At 72.3% G+C, this 16,804-nt stretch carries 15 protein-coding genes; 3 read left to right on the top strand and 12 right to left on the bottom strand.

Annotated features, from left to right (window positions below; all coding sequences use genetic code 11):
• Positions 1 to 138: 138 nt before the first annotated feature.
• The 4 genes from BUE44_RS30270 to miaA all read right to left on the bottom strand — a co-directional run bounded on the left by BUE44_RS30270 (position 139) and on the right by miaA (position 5,097).
• A complete protein-coding gene (locus tag BUE44_RS30270) occupies positions 139 to 2,349 on the bottom strand; it encodes a RelA/SpoT family protein (protein WP_073502217.1) in 2,211 nt (736 codons plus the stop codon).
• Between the two features lie 195 nt (positions 2,350 to 2,544).
• A complete protein-coding gene (dapF, locus tag BUE44_RS30265) occupies positions 2,545 to 3,453 on the bottom strand; it encodes a diaminopimelate epimerase (protein WP_073502216.1) in 909 nt (302 codons plus the stop codon).
• Positions 3,454 to 3,498: 45 nt separating this feature from the next.
• A complete protein-coding gene (locus BUE44_RS30260; protein ID WP_073502255.1) occupies positions 3,499 to 4,068 on the bottom strand; it encodes a hypothetical protein in 570 nt (189 codons plus the stop codon).
• Positions 4,069 to 4,173: 105 nt separating this feature from the next.
• On the bottom strand, positions 4,174 to 5,097 hold the full coding sequence (gene miaA / locus BUE44_RS30255; protein WP_073502215.1) for a tRNA (adenosine(37)-N6)-dimethylallyltransferase MiaA: 924 nt from the start codon (positions 5,095 to 5,097) through the stop codon (positions 4,174 to 4,176).
• A gap of 194 nt (positions 5,098 to 5,291) precedes the next feature.
• On the opposite strand from miaA, the gene BUE44_RS30250 reads away from it, so the two are divergent.
• Entirely contained in the window at positions 5,292 to 5,531 is a 240-nt protein-coding gene (locus tag BUE44_RS30250) for an antitoxin (RefSeq protein ID WP_107415888.1), read from the top strand.
• A gap of 132 nt (positions 5,532 to 5,663) precedes the next feature.
• Here the strand turns inward: BUE44_RS30250 and BUE44_RS30245 are convergent, their stop codons facing one another.
• Both BUE44_RS30245 and miaB read right to left on the bottom strand, forming a co-directional pair.
• Positions 5,664 to 6,392 (bottom strand): class III extradiol dioxygenase subunit B-like domain-containing protein, encoded by a 729-nt coding sequence (locus BUE44_RS30245; RefSeq protein ID WP_073502214.1) that lies wholly within the window; start codon positions 6,390 to 6,392, stop codon positions 5,664 to 5,666.
• A gap of 94 nt (positions 6,393 to 6,486) precedes the next feature.
• Positions 6,487 to 7,980 (bottom strand): tRNA (N6-isopentenyl adenosine(37)-C2)-methylthiotransferase MiaB, encoded by a 1,494-nt coding sequence (gene miaB, locus BUE44_RS30240; RefSeq protein WP_073502213.1) that lies wholly within the window; start codon positions 7,978 to 7,980, stop codon positions 6,487 to 6,489.
• Between the two features lie 129 nt (positions 7,981 to 8,109).
• Between miaB and BUE44_RS30235 the strand changes: the two genes are divergently transcribed.
• Complete coding sequence (locus BUE44_RS30235) at positions 8,110 to 9,126, top strand: TAXI family TRAP transporter solute-binding subunit (RefSeq protein ID WP_073502212.1); 1,017 nt, start codon at positions 8,110 to 8,112, stop codon at positions 9,124 to 9,126.
• A gap of 30 nt (positions 9,127 to 9,156) precedes the next feature.
• On the opposite strand, the gene BUE44_RS30230 is transcribed toward BUE44_RS30235, so the two are convergent.
• The gene (locus BUE44_RS30230; RefSeq protein ID WP_073502211.1) at positions 9,157 to 10,587 is read right to left on the bottom strand and encodes a sensor histidine kinase; all 1,431 of its coding nucleotides are present in this window, start codon (positions 10,585 to 10,587) and stop codon (positions 9,157 to 9,159) included.
• A gap of 23 nt (positions 10,588 to 10,610) precedes the next feature.
• A complete protein-coding gene (locus BUE44_RS30225; protein ID WP_073502210.1) occupies positions 10,611 to 11,366 on the bottom strand; it encodes a response regulator transcription factor in 756 nt (251 codons plus the stop codon).
• Between the two features lie 289 nt (positions 11,367 to 11,655).
• On the opposite strand from BUE44_RS30225, the gene BUE44_RS30220 reads away from it, so the two are divergent.
• Positions 11,656 to 13,371 (top strand): FAD-dependent monooxygenase, encoded by a 1,716-nt coding sequence (locus tag BUE44_RS30220; protein WP_079190211.1) that lies wholly within the window; start codon positions 11,656 to 11,658, stop codon positions 13,369 to 13,371.
• A 55-nt stretch (positions 13,372 to 13,426) separates the two neighbouring features.
• Here BUE44_RS30220 and recX read toward each other — a convergent pair whose 3' ends face one another.
• The 4 genes from recX to BUE44_RS30200 all read right to left on the bottom strand — a co-directional run bounded on the left by recX (position 13,427) and on the right by BUE44_RS30200 (position 16,794).
• Positions 13,427 to 13,999 (bottom strand): recombination regulator RecX, encoded by a 573-nt coding sequence (gene recX / locus BUE44_RS30215; RefSeq protein ID WP_073502208.1) that lies wholly within the window; start codon positions 13,997 to 13,999, stop codon positions 13,427 to 13,429.
• A gap of 4 nt (positions 14,000 to 14,003) precedes the next feature.
• Positions 14,004 to 15,119, bottom strand: a complete 1,116-nt coding sequence (gene recA, locus BUE44_RS30210; RefSeq protein WP_073502207.1) for a recombinase RecA — start codon at positions 15,117 to 15,119, stop codon at positions 14,004 to 14,006.
• A gap of 217 nt (positions 15,120 to 15,336) precedes the next feature.
• Positions 15,337 to 16,524 (bottom strand): AI-2E family transporter, encoded by a 1,188-nt coding sequence (locus BUE44_RS30205; protein WP_079190210.1) that lies wholly within the window; start codon positions 16,522 to 16,524, stop codon positions 15,337 to 15,339.
• Positions 16,525 to 16,599: 75 nt separating this feature from the next.
• Positions 16,600 to 16,794 carry a DUF3046 domain-containing protein gene (locus tag BUE44_RS30200; protein ID WP_073502206.1) on the bottom strand — a complete coding sequence of 65 codons (195 nt, stop codon included), beginning with the start codon at positions 16,792 to 16,794 and terminating at the stop codon, positions 16,600 to 16,602.
• Positions 16,795 to 16,804 lie beyond the last annotated feature (10 nt).

Below are 16,804 nucleotides of genomic sequence, written 5' to 3'. Positions count from 1 at the left end.
GTACGGGTGACGCCTGCCGGGAACGCACCGCCGCAGCCACACGTTCACTCAGAGTAATCATCGAAGCGGGAGACAGCCGGGTCGATGGCGATCTGAGGGGTGAGTGCGGTGGGTGGCAGCAGGACGGCAGTGCGGGGATCAGCTGCGGGTGGCGGTGACCGCGGGCTTCGCGCGGTAGACGTCGTAGACGCCGGGCACGGCGCGCATGGCACGCATCAGGCCGGCGAGGGCCTGGGGGTCGGGCAGCTCCACCGTGTAGGTGTGTCGCACACGGTGCTCCTGCGGCGGTTCCACCGCCGCCGAGACGATGCCGACGCCCTCGGTGGCGATCACCTCGGTGAGGTCGGCGAGCAGCCGCGGGCGGCTCAGCGCCTCGGCGAGCACCGTGGCGCGGTAGCCGCCGGCCGGCGTGCCGTCCCGCCACCCGACCGGCACGGAGGTCCTGCCGGTCGCGGTCATCCTGGCGGTGCTCGGACACTCGACGCGATGGACGGTCACGGCCCCGCCGCGGATGACGAAGCCCGTCACCGCGTCGGGCGGGACGGGCGTACAGCAGCGGGCCAGCCGCACGGTGGCGCCCGGCAGATCGGCGACGGCCGCCGGCTGGGCGGCCGGTGCGGTGCTGGCCGCCCGGGTGGGCCGGGCCGCCGGGGCGGTTGCCGGCTGGTCGTCGTCGGCCGGGGCCGGGTGCTGTGCCAGCCAGCGGGTGATGGCGATCCTGGCCGCGGGGGTGGTGGCGTGTTCGAGCCAGTCGGCGGCCGGTCGCGAGGCGGCCGCGTCGTCCAGCAGGAGTTGCAGGCTGTCACCGTCGCGCAGCCTGGTGCCCAATGGCGCCAGCCGGCCGTTGACCCGTACGCCGATGCACCGGCGGCCGCCCTCGCCGTGCACGGCATAAGCGGCGTCGACGCAACTGGCGCCCGCGGGCAGCCGGATCGTCCCCGAGGCGTCGCCGCCCTCCGCGGTGAACACGGTGATCTCGCGGTCCTGCGCGAGGTCGTCGCGCAGCGCGGTCCAGAAGGTGTCGGGGTCGGGCGCGTCACGCTGCCATTCGAGGAGCCGGGCCAGCCAGCCCGGCTGGGTCGGGTCGACCCTCCCCCACGCTTCGGCGGCCGCGGACCCCGTGGGGGCGCGTCCCGCGCCGCTCGTGGCGGGCGATGGCACGCCACCGGCGGCGGAGTGCAGGTGCTCGGCGGCGGCGTGCGGGTCGCCGAGGGCGATCACCCCGGCCTCCGCCACCCGGTGCATCTGCCGGGTGCGGACCAAGACCTCGGCGATCCGCCCCTGGGCGTCGGCGACGGCGGTGTGCAGGGACTGGTAGAGGTTGAATTTGGGCGCGGCAATGAAGTCCTTGAATTCGGCGATCACCGGCGTGAAGCAGGTGTGGAGTTCGCCGAGCACGGCGTAGCAGTCGGCGTCCTCGCCGACCAGCACAAGCAGCCTGCCGAAATCGCCGCCGCCCAGTTCCGTGCCGCCGCGTTTGAGCAGCAGCCGGTGGACGGAGACCGCGTGCCGCGGCCTGATCGCGACCTCGGCCGGGATGTCCGCGTCGCGCAGCACCTTGCGCAGGTCCTCGGCGATCGTGGCCAGCAGGTCGGGCCGCTGGGCGTTGGCAGCGATCATGGCCTGGGTGCGGGCGTATTCGGCAGGGTGGAGGATCGCGAAGACACGGTCCTCCAGTTCGGTCTTGAGCGCCTGCACACCGAGGCGCTCAGCGAGCGGGATCAGCACGTCCCGGGTGACCTTGGCGATCCTGGCCTGCTTGTCGGGCCGCATCACCCCGAGGGTGCGGACGTTGTGCAGCCGGTCGGCGAGCTTGATCGACATCACGCGTACGTCGCTGCCGGTGGCGACCAGCATCTTTCGGAAGGTCTCGGGCTCGGCCGCGGCCCCGTGATCGACCTTCTCCAGCTTGGTGACGCCGTCCACGAGATAGGTCACCTCGGCGCCGAATTCCTTCCGCACCTGATCCAGCGTCACGTCGGTGTCCTCGACGGTGTCGTGCAGCAGAGAGGCCGTCAAGGTGGTGGTCTCGGCGCCGAGTTCGGCGAGGATCAAGGTGACGGCCAGCGGATGGGTGATGAACGGCTCACCGCTCTTGCGCGTCTGGCCGCGGTGCGAGGACTCGGCGAGCACATATGCCCGGCGCAGCGTCTCGACCGCCTCAGGCCCGGCCTGCGGATGCCGGGCGCGGTGGACCTTGATGAGGTGCTCGATGGCGCCGGGCAGGCGGTCCCTGGCGCCGGGACCGAGCAGTGCCGCCCGCCCGAGCCGGCGCAGATCGATGCGCCGCAGACCGCGTCGACGGTCATCGGCGGCGCGCTCGGCGTCCACCGCGTTGTCTGCGCTCATCGGCACCTCCGGCAGCGTGAACCGGCGGCGGAAGCCCTCACACGACCCGCGGGGCCGCGCCGGTGATTGATGCTATCGAGCCCACCACGTGCGGCTGTCGCGCTCTCGCCGAGAGTGATCCCCATCACCCGTTCGAGGGACGGTGTACGGGGATTCCTGGCGGAATGAGCCGGGTAACAAATCGGTGCGGGCCGATCAGCGGACCGGTCCGGCGGCCGCGAAAGCGGGATCGAAGTCTCCCTCGGCGACGATGACCGCAGGACCGGTCATCTCGATCAGGCCCTCGACGGTCTCGGTGATCACCAGCCGACCGCCGGGGACGTCGACGGTGTAGGTGACGGGGCGGCCGGTGTCCGCGGGGTCGAGGCCGTCACGGCGGGCGGCGGCGACCATGACGGCGCAGGCTCCGGTGCCGCAGGACCGGGTCTCGCCCGAGCCGCGCTCGTGGACGCGCATGGCCACGTGGCGGGGTCCGCGGTCCACGACGAATTCGACGTTGGTGCCCGCGGGATAGGACTCGAAGGGGGTGACAAGGGGGGCTCGGAAGAGGTCTCCGGCATCGGCGAGGTCGTCGACGAAGACGACGGCGTGTGGGTTGCCCATGTCGACGTGCAGTGCGGGCCAACTGCGAGAGCCGACCGTGACCGTGACCTCGCCGCCGGGGAGGGTGGCGCGGCCCATGCCGACGGTGACCGCCCCGGGGGTGCCGTCGTCGCCGTCCTTGGCGAGGTGGACCTCGCGCACCCCCGCGCGGGTGGCGATGGCCAGGTCGCCCGCGTCGGCGAGACCGGCCCGCTGAAGGTAGCGGGCGAAGACACGGACGCCGTTGCCGCACATCTCGGCGATGCTGCCGTCGCTGTTGCGGTAGTCCATGAACCACTCGGCCCGGTCGGCGAGCGCGGCGGCCTCGGGGTGGGCGGTGGAGCGGACGACACGCAGCAGGCCGTCGCCGCCGATCCCGGCGCGGCGGTCGCACAGCCTGGCCACCTGGGCGGCGGACAGGTCGAGCAGGCCGTCCGGATCGGGGAGGATCACGAAGTCGTTCTCGGTCCCGTGGCCTTTGAGGAAGGCGAATGCGGCGGTGCCGGGGTGCGCGTCAGTCACATATCGATCGTACGCGGACGGCCGGCAGTCCGGCGGCGCGGGGCGTCAGCGCAGCCGGGCGACGCGCCAGACGGCCAGCGCGGCGAGCAGCACGATCAGGGCTGCGTAGCCGGCGGCGAAGCGCCAGTCGATCCGGGCGCCGGAGCCGCGGGCGGGCAGGCCCGGCCAGGTGTAGCCGACCCGGCGGGCCGCCATCAGGCCCCAGCCCGCGGAGCAGCAGCACAGCAGCAGGCCGAGCATGGCGACGACCGGACCGGCGTCGCCGGATTCGAAGGCGAGAGGAAAGGCGAACATGAGGGACCCGCCCACCGCGAGCGCGATGATCGGAGCGAGTTGCCAGATGCGCAGCCGCCGTTGCGGTCGCAGTTCACCGAAGGACTGGCCGCCGTCGAGCGGCAGGATCGGGTCGATCGAGCCCAGCGGGTCGAGGGGTTCGAGCGGATTCAGCGGGCCGCCGAGGGCATCCAGCGATTCCAGCGGCTCCAAGTGCGCCAGTTCCGGGAGGGGTTCTGCACTGTCTGCCGGGACACCGTTGATCTCCTGTGACTCATGGGACTCGTACGAGTCCGCCGCTGAGTCGCACCCCTGGGGGGTGTCGCGTGGGCCGAGAGCCATCGCCACGCGCCCTCCCGAGTCTCCGACACCGTAGCTAGATGCTCGATGATGGCACGGTCGGAGGGCTGGTCCGGGACGCCGGAGCGTCCCGATGCCATCACGTGATCAGGCTGTGACCGCTTCTCCGAGCAACGTCAGCGCACGGTCGGTGAGTTCTTCGCCCTGGGCGGTGAGCCAGTGCACACGGCCGTCGCGTCGGAACCACGAATCCTGCCGCCGTGCGAAGCGTTTCGTGGCCCGCACGGTGTCCGCGCGTGCCTGCTCCTCGGTGCACTCCCCGGCGAGCGCGGCGAGCACCTGCTGGTAGCCGAGGGCGCGGGAGGCGGTGCGACCCTCGCGCAGCCCGACGGCCTCGAGGGCGCGGACCTCGGCGACGAGGCCGGCCCCCCACATGCGGTCGACCCGCAGCGCGATGCGTTCGTCGAGCAGCGGCCGGGGGATGTCGAGTCCGATCTGCACGGTGTCGTAGACCGGCTGCTGCGCCTCCACCTGGGGGAGATTGGCTGTGAAGGGTCGACCGGTGATCTCGACCACCTCAAGGGCGCGGACGATCCGGCGGCCGTTGCTCGGCAGGATCGCCCGGGCCGCGGCCGGGTCGACGGCGGCCAGCCGGGCGTGCAGGGCGCCCGGGCCGCGCAGCTCGAGTTCGGCCTCGATCCGGGCGCGGACGGCGGCGTCGGTGCCCGGGAATTCCAGCGGGTCGATGGCCGCGCGCACGTACAGCCCGGAGCCGCCGACCAGCACCGGTACCCGGTCCGCCGCGTGCAGGCGGTCGATCTCGGCGCGGGCCAGCCGCTGATAGTCGGCGACGTTGGCGGCCTGCGTCACGTCCCAGATGTCCAGCAGGTGGTGCGGCACGCCGTGCCGCTCGTCGGGCGGAAGTTTGGCGGTGCCGATGTCCATGCCGCGGTAGAGCTGCATGGAGTCGGCGTTGATCACCTCGCCGCCCAGAATCCGGGCCAGAGCGACACCGAGGTCCGATTTTCCGGCTGCGGTGGGGCCGACGACGGCGATCACACGGTTCTTCACACGATCAGTCTCCCAAACATCCGGTACCGACCTCGATCCACGGGGGCCGCGGGCCAGGCAGCGCGCATTCACGCCGGCGCGGGTATCGTCTGGGAGCGAAGGGCATTTCGCGATGCTTGTGGTGTTTTGCGGCTATCTGGTCGCGGATGGCGCAGGTCAGCCGCCCTGGTCGCATCATTCGAGGAAGGTGCCAGATGAGCTTCATGGACACGCTCAAGGACAAGCTCGGCCTGGCGAAGGACAAGGCCGGTGACATGGCCCGGCAGCATCCTGACAAGGTCGACTCGGGAATCGACAAGGCGGCGCGGACCGCGGACTCGAAGACCGGCGGCAAGTATTCCGAGAAGATCGACACCGGCGCCGACAAGGCGAGGGACGCAGCGGACAAGCTCGGCGGCGAGGGCGGCGGCCGGGACACCGGCGGCACAGTCTGACACCCGCTTACCCCGGTGAGTGCCGTCCCCGCCGCAAGCGGCGTGGCATACGGCGGGTGAGACCGGACGGCCGCGGAATTCCACCTTCCGCGGCCCGTCCACGTGGGTCGGCGCTCGCGGCCTGACCGGCGGCTATGTCCAGCCGGCCACGAAGTATCCGACGCCGTAGGGCGCCTCCTCGTACAGCAGTTGCCCGCCGAGGCCGGCGCCGCGAGCCGCGCCGGCCAGCACCTGCCAGGGTGCCCGGCCGGCGGCGCGTACTCCCTGCGCCAACTCGGGATCGAGCCCGGCCAGCGCCTCGGTGTCGGCCGCGGCGAGCGCGGCGGCGACGGACGCGTCGAAACCCTCGGCGCGGTCGTCCAGGTAGCCCGGCGCCTTGACCGTACGGGAGGCACTGCCGTCGCCCATCACCAGCAGTGCGACCCGCCCCGCCGACGCGGCGACGTCCTGCCCGGCGGCGGCGCAGCGGTCGGGTGCCAGCTGCTCCCCCACTCCCAGGCCCTGCACCGGGCTCGCGTGCCAGCCGCGCAGCAGCCAGGCGGCCACGGCCAGCGAGGGCGGCAGCAGGCGCAGATCATCGGCCGGGCCATTGTCACCGTCGGTCTCCCCCGCGCTGCCGAGCCGCACCTCCAGTGCGACGCCGAACTGGCGGAAGGACCCGCGGGTACCCGCGGGAAAGGCGCCGCTGGCCGGCAGTTCGGCCGGCCCCACGGCCACCAGGAGGTCGGGCCGGGACGCGGCCAGCACCCCGACAGCGTCCCCGCAGGCGTCTCGCAGCGCGTCCAGTTCTGGTGCGGCCCCGACCGCCACCTCGGGCACCAGCAGCGGCGGGCAGGGGCAGACGGCAGCGGCGACCAGCATGATCGACACCTTACCGCCGGCGCCCGGCAGCGCCCCCGCGTCCGCCTCGGGCCTGCGGACGCCGACCGCTCCAGCCTCCTTCGACGACCTGCGCTCAGTCGACCGCGCAGCCCCCGGTGCCGGCCATCGACTCCGCCGACGCGGGCGCCCCGATCGTCGGCAGCCCGAGCATCACGCCGGCCGACTGCGGCGCAGCGGCCGCGGTGCGCCGCTCCCACGCGTCACCGGCCCGCGTACGGCGCACGGACAGCGCGGGGCGCTCGGCGAGCAGGTGGTGCGGTGCCGCGTAGGTGATCTCGACGGTCACCATGTCGCCCGGCCTGACCTGCTGCCCCTCCGGGCGCTCGAAGTGCACCAGGCGGTTGTCGGGCGCACGTCCCGACAGCCGGCGGGTCGCGTCGTCCTTGCGGCCCTCGCCCTCGGCGACCAGCACTTCGAGGGTGCGGCCGAGCTGCGTCTTGTTCTGCTCCCAGGAGATCTCCTCCTGGAGGGCGACCAGCCGCTCGTAGCGCTCCTGGACGACGGCCTTGGGGATCTGGCCGTCCATCTCCGCGGCGGGGGTGCCGGGCCGCTTGCTGTACTGGAAGGTGAAGGCCTGTGCGAAGCGCGCCTCGCGCACCACGTGCAGGGTCTGCTCGAAGTCCTCCTCGGTCTCGCCGGGGAAGCCCACGATGATGTCGGTGGTGAGCGCGGCGTCGGGCATCGCGGCCCGCACCTTCTCGATGATGCCGAGGTAACGATCCTGCCGGTACGACCGGCGCATCGCCTTGAGCACCCGGTCCGAGCCCGACTGCAGCGGCATGTGCAGCTGGTGCATCACGGTCGGCGTCTCCGCCATCGCCGCGATCACGTCGTCGGTGAAATCACGCGGGTGCGGGGAGGTGAAGCGGATCCGCTCCAGTCCCTCGACCGCGCCGGTGGCCCGCAGCAGCTTACCGAAGGCCTCGCGGTCGCCGATGTCGGAGCCGTAGGCGTTGACGTTCTGGCCGAGCAGGGTGACCTCGATGACGCCCTCGGCGACCAGCGCCTCGACCTCGGCCAGCACATCGCCGGGCCGCCGGTCCTTCTCCTTGCCGCGCAGCGCGGGCACGATGCAGAAGGTGCAGGTGTTGTTGCAGCCCACGGAGATCGCGACCCAGGCGGCATACGCGGACTCGCGGCGGGACGGCAGCGTGGAGGGGAAGGTCTCCAGCGACTCGACGATCTCGACCTGGGCCTCTTCGGCGATCCTGGCCCGCTCCAGCAGCACCGGCAGCTGCCCGATGTTGTGGGTGCCGAACACGACGTCGACCCAGGGCGCCCGCTTCACGATCGTGTCGCGGTCCTTCTGCGCCAGGCAGCCGCCCACGGCGATCTGCATGCCGGGGCGGGCGGCCTTCTTCGGCACCAGCTGGCCGAGGTTGCCGTAGAGCCGGTTGTCGGCGTTCTCCCGCACCGCACAGGTGTTGAAGACGACGACGTCCGCCCCGTCGGCGCCCTCCGGCGCCCGCACATAGCCGGCGCCTTCCAGCAGGCCGGACAGCCGCTCGGAGTCGTGGACGTTCATCTGGCACCCGTAGGTGCGGACCTCGTAAGTACGCGCGCTCATAACAATCCACCAGAGTACGTGGTTCCCGGGCGGTGTCGCCTCCGCCTTCCGACGCCCGCGGGCCACCGGCCCCCGCCCGTGTCCACCGGCCCTTCCGCGTATCGGCGCGGCCTGGCAGGATCGCGGGGCATGGACCTCCCCCGCCTCGGCATCCTGTGGCCGCAGAGCCGCCGTGCCCGGCGCCGGCGAGTGCTGCAGACCGCGCTGGCCGCCGCGTCGGCGCTGGCGCTCCTGCTGTGGTGGCTGGTCCCGTCCGGCGGCCCCGGCTACCCGCGAGTGCCGCTGTCCTTCGCCACGGGCGTCGCCAACGGTGTGTACGAGAAGTACGGCATGCTGCTGCAGAGCGACCTGCGGACGGCGCTGCCCGGGGTCGACGTCGCGCTGGTGCACACGGAGGGATCCGTGGACAACATCAAGCGGGTCGCCTCGGGGCGGGCCGACTTCACCATCGCGGCGGCCGACGCGGTGGCCAGTTACGACGGCCCGGGGAAGTCAGGGCTGCGGGCTGTCGCGCGGCTCTACGACGACTACATGCAACTGGTCGTACCGCGTGACTCGCCGGTGCGCTCGATCCGCGACCTGCGCCATATGACGGTCGGGGTGGGGCAGGCGGACTCCGGCGTCAACCTCATCACCCGGCGCCTGTTCGCCGCGGCGGGCATGGACATGAACAGGGACGTCACAGCCGAGCCGATCGGCATCGACCAGGCGCCCGCGATGCTGCTCGACGGCCGGCTCGACGCGTTCTTCTGGTCCGGCGGGCTGCCGACCGCCGCGGTCTCCGCGATGGCGACTCCCGTGGCACGGATCAGGCTCGTGCAACTCGGGGACCTGGTCGCCCCGCTGCACGCTATGGGCGCCGACATGGCCTACTACCGGCAGGCGGTGATGCCGGCCGACGCCTATCCGGCGGCGCAGGACGGCAAGGCGGTGTCCACAGTCGCGGTGGCCAATCTGCTGATCACCACGGACCGCGCCGACGCCGGGCTGGTGCAGCGGCTGACCCGGGCGGTGATCGACAGCCGGGACGCGATCGGGAGTGTCGTGCACGCCGCCCAGCTGGTGGATCTGCGGACAGCGGTCTTCACCGACCCCTTGCCGCTGCATGCGGGCGCCGAGCGCTACTACCGCTCGGTCAAGCCGTAGCCGTCCCGTCCATTGCGGGGGTCCGCGCCGCTAGGCGGCCACGGCCGGTGCCGCGCGCGGCACGCGGAGGGTGACCTCGAGGCCGGACGGATCGTGGTGGCGGTACGCGATGGCGCCGCCGCCCTGGCTGAGCAGTGCCTTGGCGATGGACAGGCCGAGCCCGGAACCCTGCACATTCTGATGCCGGGCGCTGCGCCAGAAGCGGTCGCCGACCCTGGACAGCTCCTCGTCCGCGAGGCCCGGACCGCTGTCGGCCACCACGACTGTGGCACTGTCGCCCTCCGCCGCCACCACGACCGTGACGGCGGCCCCGGCTGGGGTGAACTTGATGGCGTTGTCCAGCACCGCGTCCAGCGCACTGGACAGGGCGACGGGATCGGCCCATCCGGTCACCGCGGCGCCCTCGGGCGACGCGACGACGTCCATGACGACGCCCGCCCGGTCCGCGACGGGCCGCCATGCGGCCGTACGCGTACGGGCCATGGCCGCGATGTCCATGACCGCCAGATGGCTGCCGGAATTCTCGGCGAGCGCCAGGCCCAGGAGATCGTCGAGCACCTGTGCCAGCCGGTGCCCCTCCTCCATGACCGACTCGGCCTCGGTATGGCCCTCGGGCAATTCGAGGCCGAGCAGTTCGATCCGCAGGAGCAGTGCGGACAGCGGATTGCGCAGCTGATGGGAGGCGTCGGCGACGAAGGCGCGCTGCTGGTCGAGCACGGCCTCGACATTGTCGGCCATCTCGTTGAACGACCGGATCAGGCGTCGCAGTTCCGGCGGCCCGCCGGCCGCTCCGACCCTGGACTTCATCCGGCCGGTGGCGATGTCGTGGGTGACCCGGTCGAGGGTGGCCACCGGCAGCAGCACCCAGCCGGTCAGCCGCACCGCGCACAGCACTGCGATGACCATGGCCGCGAGTTCACCCGCCGCGAGCAGCATCCAGCCGTGCAGGATGCGGGAGCGCAGGGCGCCGGTCGGCGAGTCGGTGACGACGACCGCCACCACGTCGCCGTCCCGCACGATCGGCGACGCGATGGCCAGCCTGCGGTGCTGCCAGGGCCACACCTGCGCCGGGTCGTGGGCCCGGCGGCCCAGCAGCGCCGACTCGTAGGCGTCGTAGAGTTCGCCCTCCGCGGGCAGCTGCCAGCTCTTGGGAGCCGCGGCCATGGTGGCGCTGTCACGGTAGAAGACACCGGCGCTGATGCCGTAGAGCTGCTGGTACCTGGCCAGTTCCGTGCGCAATGTGTGCAGTCTTTCGTCGTCCACGCTGTCCACGACGGATTTCTGCTCGTCGCGCGCGGTGACGAACTGCGCGAGCGCGGCGAAGCGCGTGGTGTCGTCGATGCGGTCGACGACCACACGCTGCTGCTGCGCGGCGGCCAGGCTCGCGGCCAGCGGGATGCCGAGGGCCAGCAGGACACCGGCCATCAGCACGATCAGCAGCGGAAGCAGGCGGGAGCGCACGGCGCGGTACCAGGGCGGCCGGGTCAGCCGGCGGACGGTACGACGAGCCGGTAGCCGACACCGCGGACCGTCTCGATCATGGCCGGGGTACGCAGCTTCGAGCGCAGCGAGGCGACATGGACCTCAAGGGTGCGGCCCGTACCCTCCCATGCGGTCCGCCACACCTCGCTGATGATCTGCTCCCGGCGGAAGACCACGCCGGGCCGCCCGGCGAGCAGCGCCAGCAGGTCGAACTCCTTACGGGTCAGCACGATCGGGGCGCCGTCCACGGTGACACGCCGGGTGGGCAGCTCGATGGCGATCGGGCCGAGCAGCAGCCGGGTGCGCTGCGCGGCCGGCCCGGCGCTGTCCGGAGCGGCTGCCGACCCGGCGCCGGGCAGCTGCTCCGGCGACACGGGGCCGGCCGCGGCCAGGGGCGGCCGGCGGCTGACGGCATGGATGCGGGCGAGCAGCTCCCCCGTGTCGTACGGCTTCACGATGTAGTCGTCGGCGCCCAGGTTGAGACCGTGGATCCGGGACCTGACGTCGGCGCGGGCGGTGACCATGATCACCGGGGTGCCCGTCCTGCGCCTGATGCGGCTGCACACCTCGAAACCGTCCTGGTCGGGCAGGCCGAGGTCGAGGAGGACGCAGTCGAAGGCCGGACCGCCGTCGGGAAGCAGCGCCTGGATCGCCTCCTCGCCGCTGCGGGCATGCTTGACGTCGAATCCGTGCTTGCCGAGGAGTGCGGAGACGGCCGCGGCGACCCGGTCGTCGTCCTCCACCAGCAGCAGCCGCATCTGCGGTCTCCTCCTTCTGGCCTGCCAGGTGCGGCCTCGTCCGTTCGGGCCGGTCGTGCCCGGCCCTGTGACCGAATCCACGCTGATCGGCCCGGGGTGCGTCAAGGGGCTACCGGCTCACGGTGCCGACCGTTACCGAGCCGGTACGCGTCACCGGCGCCGTTCGATGCCACCGGCATGCGCCGGGCGCAGGTCGGCGCACCGCGCCGACGTGCCACTGTCGCTTGACGTGGGCAGGCGCAGTGGGTTGCATACGCTTTGTGACCGCACTTCTTCCGGGGGCTGCTCCATGGACCCGGTGATCGTCGCGGGGGCGGGCCCTGTGGGCCTGACCCTCGCCCTCGCGCTGGCCCGCCGCGACGTCCCCGTCATCCTCCTGGACGAATCGGAGGTGATCGCCGACGCCGAGGGGTTGCGGCGGTCGCGTACCGCGGTGCTGGGGCCGGCGGAGGTCGCGCTGGTCGAGCGGCTGGGCTTCCCCGCCGCCCGCGAGGAGGGCGCCGCCTGGATCGGCTGGCGCACCGTACGGCGGCGCGCCGAGGTGGCGCGGATCGATTTCGGAGCCGACGACGCGCCGGTGCACATCGCACAGCACCGGCTGGAGAACGGCCTGCGGCAGGCGCTGCTCCGGTGCGGCTCCGTGCGGATCGTGGCCGGCTGCCGGGTGGACGCGCTGGAGCAGGACGGGCGCGGGGTCACGGTGCACACCAGCGGCTCGCACGAGACCTGGTGGCGGGGCAGTTACCTGGTCGGGTGCGACGGCCCGCGGTCGACGGTACGCAAGCTGCTGGGGGTGCGCTTCCCCGGCCGCACGGCGGTGGACCGGCATGCCGTGGCGGTGGTGCGCGCCGAACTGCCCGAGCCGGGCGTGGCCCTGCTGCACCGCGACCCGCCGGGCGCTCCCGCCGGGCAGGAGGTGACGGCGCGGCCGCTTCCCGAGGGGCTGTGGCGGCTTGACTGGCTGCTGCCGGTACAGGCCCGTGCGCTGACCCCTGACGCCCTGGTGGAGCGGCTGCGCGGCACGCTCACCACGTGGTGCGGCAGCGTCGTGCCGTACGAGGTGGTGGGCTCCGCCGACTACTCGGTGCACCAGCGGCTTGCCAGGCGCTGGCGGTCCGGCCGGGCCTTCCTGGCCGGGGACGCCGCGCACCTGATGGGGGCGCTCGGCGCACAGAGCGTCGAGGAGGGTCTGCGGGACGCCGAGAACCTGTCCTGGAAACTGGCCCTCGCCTGGCACGACGGTGCGTCCAAGCTGCTGCTCAACAGCTACGAGGCCGAGCGGCGCGGCGCGGTCGGCGCCCGGCTGCGGGCCACCGACCAGGTGCTTCCCCTGCTCCGGGCCAGCGGCACCTGGCAGACCGTACGGCAGTCGCTGCTGTCCGGGTCGGCGCGCGGGCAGGCGGAACTGCTGACCGACAGCCACCTGGGGCTGGGAGCGGCAGCCGCCTCCCGGGTCTACGGGCGCTCGCCGCTCGCGCTGCCCGCGCCGCGGTCGGGCGGCGGCAGGTCCGGGGCGTCCCCACTGGTGGCGGGATGCGACACGGCGCCGGGCGGGCAGGTCGCCGATGTGCAGGTGACCTCGCTCGACGGAACGGTCGGGCGGTTGCGGGACCGGCTGGGGCAGGGGCTGGTGGTGGTCCTGATCGCGCCAGGCACGGGGGTGTGGGAGAGCAGGCACTGGCTGACGGCCGGGTTGATGCCCCGGCTGGCGTCGGCGGTCGCCGCACTGCCCACTCCCGCGGAACTGCTGGTTGCCGAGACCTACCCGGGGGCAACGGCGCACACGGTGCTGCTGATCCGGCCGGACGGCCATCTGGTCACCGCCATGGTCGGCTGCCGGCCCGCCGAGCTGTACTCCTACGCTGACCTCGCCCGCGGCGGTCCGCCGACCACGGGCGGCGGTGACGAGGAGGACGGCCAGGACGACGGCGGTCAACATTCCGAAGCCCGCGGAATGCCGGGAGGCAGCGCGGCGGGCCCGCGCGTCAGCGGGCGGACGCGGTAGGCAGCTGGGCGGTAGGTGGCGGGGTGGTCCTACGCCGGACGGCCCGGCCGCTCGGCTATTCCCATGGGTCCAGTCCCTCCGCGCTGTCGGCGCTTTCCTCCTGCTCCTGCACGAGGGCGTCACGCACCACCTTCAGGGCCAGCGCCTCGCCGTAGCCCTTGCGGGCGAGCATCCCGGCCAGCCGCCGGATCCGCCGGTCCCGCTCCAGGCCGCGCGTACCGGGCAGCCGGCGCTGCACCAGGGCCCGTGCGGTCTCCTCCTCCTGCTCCGGGTCGAGCAGACCGACGGCCTCGCTCACCAGCTCGGCCTCCACCCCTCGATGGCGCAGCTCCTGGGCGAGGGCCCGGCGGGCCAGGCCGCGGCCGCGGTGCCGTGACTCCACCCATGCGTTGGCGAACGCCTGGTCGTCGATCAGGCCCACGTCCTGGAAGCGCTCCAGGACGTATTCCGCGACCTCCTCGGGGATCTCCCGCTTGCGCATGGCGTCGGCGAGCTGCCGCCGGGTGCGCGGAGTCCCGGTGAGCAGGCGCAGGCACAGCGCCCGCGCCTGCTCCTCGGGATCGAGCGGCGGCTCTTGCGAGGCCCTCGACTCGGAAGAGCCGCCGCGCTCCTGGGACCTGCGCGCCATGGCGTCAGGCCTTGGCAGCGGTGGCCTTGGCCGCCTTCTTCGGCGCCGGGACCTCGGCCTTGGCCGGCGCCGCGACACCTACCGCGTCGGCGCCCGGCTGGACTGCCGGGGCTTCGGTGGTCTTCGGCACGCCGACGCCCAGCTTTTCCTTGATCCGCTTCTCGATCTCGTCCGCGAGATCCGGGTTGTCCTTGAGGAAATTGCGGACGTTTTCCTTGCCCTGGCCGAGCTGGTCGCCCTCGTACGTGTACCAGGCGCCGGACTTGCGGACGAAGCCCTGCTCGACGCCCATGTCGATCAGACCGCCCTCACGGCTGATGCCATGGCCGTAGAGGATGTCGAACTCGGCCTGCTTGAAGGGCGGCGCGACCTTGTTCTTGACCACCTTGACGCGGGTGCGGTTGCCGACCGCGTCGGTGCCGTCCTTGAGCGTCTCGATCCGGCGGATGTCGAGCCGGACGGAGGCGTAGAACTTCAGCGCGCGGCCGCCGGTGGTGGTCTCCGGTGAGCCGAACATCACACCGATCTTCTCGCGGAGCTGGTTGATGAAGATCGCGGTGGTCTTCGACTGGTTGAGCGCGCTGGTGATCTTGCGGAGTGCCTGGCTCATCAGCCGGGCCTGGAGGCCGACGTGCGAGTCGCCCATCTCACCCTCGATCTCGGCCCGCGGCACGAGGGCTGCCACGGAGTCGATCACGATGAGGTCGATGGCGCCGGAGCGGACCAGCATGTCCACGATTTCGAGCGCCTGCTCGCCGGTGTCCGGCTGGGACAGCAGCAGGTTGTCGGTGTCGACGCCGAGCGCCTTGGCGTAATCGGGATCGAGGGCGTGCTCGGCGTCCACGAACGCCACCGTGCCGCCGGCCTTCTGCGCGTTGGCCACCGCGTGCAGGGTGAGCGTCGTCTTGCCCGAGGACTCGGGGCCGTACACCTCTACCACCCGGCCGCGCGGCAGTCCGCCGACGCCGAGGGCCACGTCCAGGGCGGTCGACCCGGTGGGGATGACCTCGATGGGCTCATTCGGCCGGTCGCCGAGGCGCATGACCGCGCCTTTGCCGAACTGCCGTTCAATCTGTGCGAGCGCGGCGTCAAGCGCCTTGTCGCGGTCGTTTCCTGCCATGGGTTCCACCCGGGATGTCTGGTTCGATCGCTTCACGTCCACGACGCTAGCGCGTGCCACTGACAATGCGCCCGGACGTCGCTCCGGCCTGTGGATAACTCGGGCGGTTCCGGCCGGGTAGTTCCGGCCCGAATCCATGCCGCCGACCAGGAAATCCGCCCGGCGCCTCCATAAGAATGGATGTTCGAATTCCGTGTCAAGCGACCCGCCGGGGCCGTCAGGCCCGGGGATCGGTCACTTCGTAGCGCCGCACGTAGGCTGCGAAGAAGCCCTGCAGGGTGGCGGTCGCGGGGATCGCGATGAGGGCGCCGACCGCGCCGAGCAGGGCCGTGCCCGCGATGACCGAGCCGAAGGCGACCGCCGGGTGGATGTCCACGGTGCGCGCGGTGATCCGCGGCTGCAGCAGGTAGTTCTCGAACTGCTGGTAGACCACGACGAAGCACAGCACCCACAGGGCGTCCCACGGGTCCTCGGTGAACGCGATCAGGACCGGTAGCGCGCCCGCCAGATAGGTGCCGACGGTCGGGATGAACTGCGAGACCAGCCCGACCCAGACGGCGAGCGCGGGCGCGTAGGGCACCCCGAGCACCTGGAGCAGGATGTAGTGCGCGACTCCGGAGATCAGCGCCATCAGCGCGCGGGAGTAGAGGTAGCCGCCGGTCTTGGCGACCGCGATCTCCCAGGCGCGCAGCACCTCCGCCTGGTGGGCGGGCGGCAGTACGGAGCACAGCGCGCGCCGCAGCCGCGGGCCGTCGGCGGCGAAGTAGTAGGTGAACAGCAGCACGGTGAAGAGCTGGAAGACGGTGCCGACGACGGTGGCCGACAGTCCCCACACGCTGCTCGCGCCGTTCGCGAGATAGGTGCGCACCCAGTCGGAGTGCAGGACGTTGTCCCGGAGCCTGCCGGTGTCGAGGTGGGAGTGGAAGGTCCTGTTGATCCACACGACGACGTCGTCCACGTACTGCGGCAGATTGCGCACGATGGTGCCGATCTGGTCGACCAGCAGCGAGCCGAGCGCCAGGAGGAAGCCCGCCGCCGCGGCCAGCACCACCAGAATGACCAGGCCGGTGGCCGCCCCGCGGCGGACTCCCCGGGTGGCCATCCATTCCACCGCGGGCTCGATGGCCACGGCACAGAAGAACGAGACCACGATGTTGACGAGCAGTCCGAGGAGCCGGTCGAAGGCCCAGTGTGCGAACTGATAGCAGGCGATGAGCGCGAGGGCGAGCAGCAGTGCGCGCGGCAGCCAGCGCGGCATTCGGGCACGTGGCGTGCCGTGCGTGTCGCGAGAACCGGGTCCGCCGGGCGGCGGGGCAGCAGGTGCGGCCGGATCGGGGGTGTCGTCGCTGCCTGCCACGCGCCAAGTCTCGCCTTGAGCGGGGGGAAAGTCCTGATATCGACTCATTCGGCGCAGCGGGAGTGCCCTGGCGCGGTCCGCTGCCGCCGGAGGGACGCGGCGTGGCGTCCGTCCGGCGACAGATCAGCGGCGGGTCGCGGGGACGTCCATGGCGGCGCACACCGCGCGCCAGACGTCCTTGACCTCCCAGCCGTCGTCGAGCGCCTGGTGGACCGTACGCCCGCCCAGCTCGGCCATGACATGGTCCCGTGCGAAGGAGTCGGCGTAGGCGTCACCGAAATGAGCGCGCATTCGTTCCCAGAAAATCGTCAACCGCATGGGTGCCAGT

Origin of the sequence: Actinacidiphila paucisporea, assembly GCF_900142575.1 — a bacterium.
Lineage (GTDB): Bacteria > Actinomycetota > Actinomycetes > Streptomycetales > Streptomycetaceae > Actinacidiphila > Actinacidiphila paucisporea.
Note: the sequence above shows the minus strand (reverse complement) of the source record. Positions and strands in the feature narration are given on the sequence as shown.

What these genes read in the sequence shown, in the direction of transcription:
- BUE44_RS30260 (WP_073502255.1), bottom strand. Translation starts at nt 4,068, where the DNA reads ATGGCTCTCGGCCCACGCGACACCCCCCAGGGGTGCGACTCAGCGGCG.
- recA (WP_073502207.1), bottom strand. Translation starts at nt 15,119, where the DNA reads ATGGCAGGAAACGACCGCGACAAGGCGCTTGACGCCGCGCTCGCACAG.
- BUE44_RS30220 (WP_079190211.1), top strand. Translation starts at nt 11,656, where the DNA reads ATGGACCCGGTGATCGTCGCGGGGGCGGGCCCTGTGGGCCTGACCCTC.
- BUE44_RS30270 (WP_073502217.1), bottom strand. Translation starts at nt 2,349, where the DNA reads ATGAGCGCAGACAACGCGGTGGACGCCGAGCGCGCCGCCGATGACCGT.
- BUE44_RS30245 (WP_073502214.1), bottom strand. Translation starts at nt 6,392, where the DNA reads ATGCTGGTCGCCGCTGCCGTCTGCCCCTGCCCGCCGCTGCTGGTGCCC.
- recX (WP_073502208.1), bottom strand. Translation starts at nt 13,999, where the DNA reads ATGGCGCGCAGGTCCCAGGAGCGCGGCGGCTCTTCCGAGTCGAGGGCC.
- BUE44_RS30200 (WP_073502206.1), bottom strand. Translation starts at nt 16,794, where the DNA reads ATGCGGTTGACGATTTTCTGGGAACGAATGCGCGCTCATTTCGGTGAC.
- miaB (WP_073502213.1), bottom strand. Translation starts at nt 7,980, where the DNA reads ATGAGCGCGCGTACTTACGAGGTCCGCACCTACGGGTGCCAGATGAAC.
- BUE44_RS30205 (WP_079190210.1), bottom strand. Translation starts at nt 16,524, where the DNA reads ATGAGTCGATATCAGGACTTTCCCCCCGCTCAAGGCGAGACTTGGCGC.
- BUE44_RS30225 (WP_073502210.1), bottom strand. Translation starts at nt 11,366, where the DNA reads ATGCGGCTGCTGCTGGTGGAGGACGACGACCGGGTCGCCGCGGCCGTC.
- BUE44_RS30235 (WP_073502212.1), top strand. Translation starts at nt 8,110, where the DNA reads ATGGACCTCCCCCGCCTCGGCATCCTGTGGCCGCAGAGCCGCCGTGCC.
- BUE44_RS30250 (WP_107415888.1), top strand. Translation starts at nt 5,292, where the DNA reads ATGAGCTTCATGGACACGCTCAAGGACAAGCTCGGCCTGGCGAAGGAC.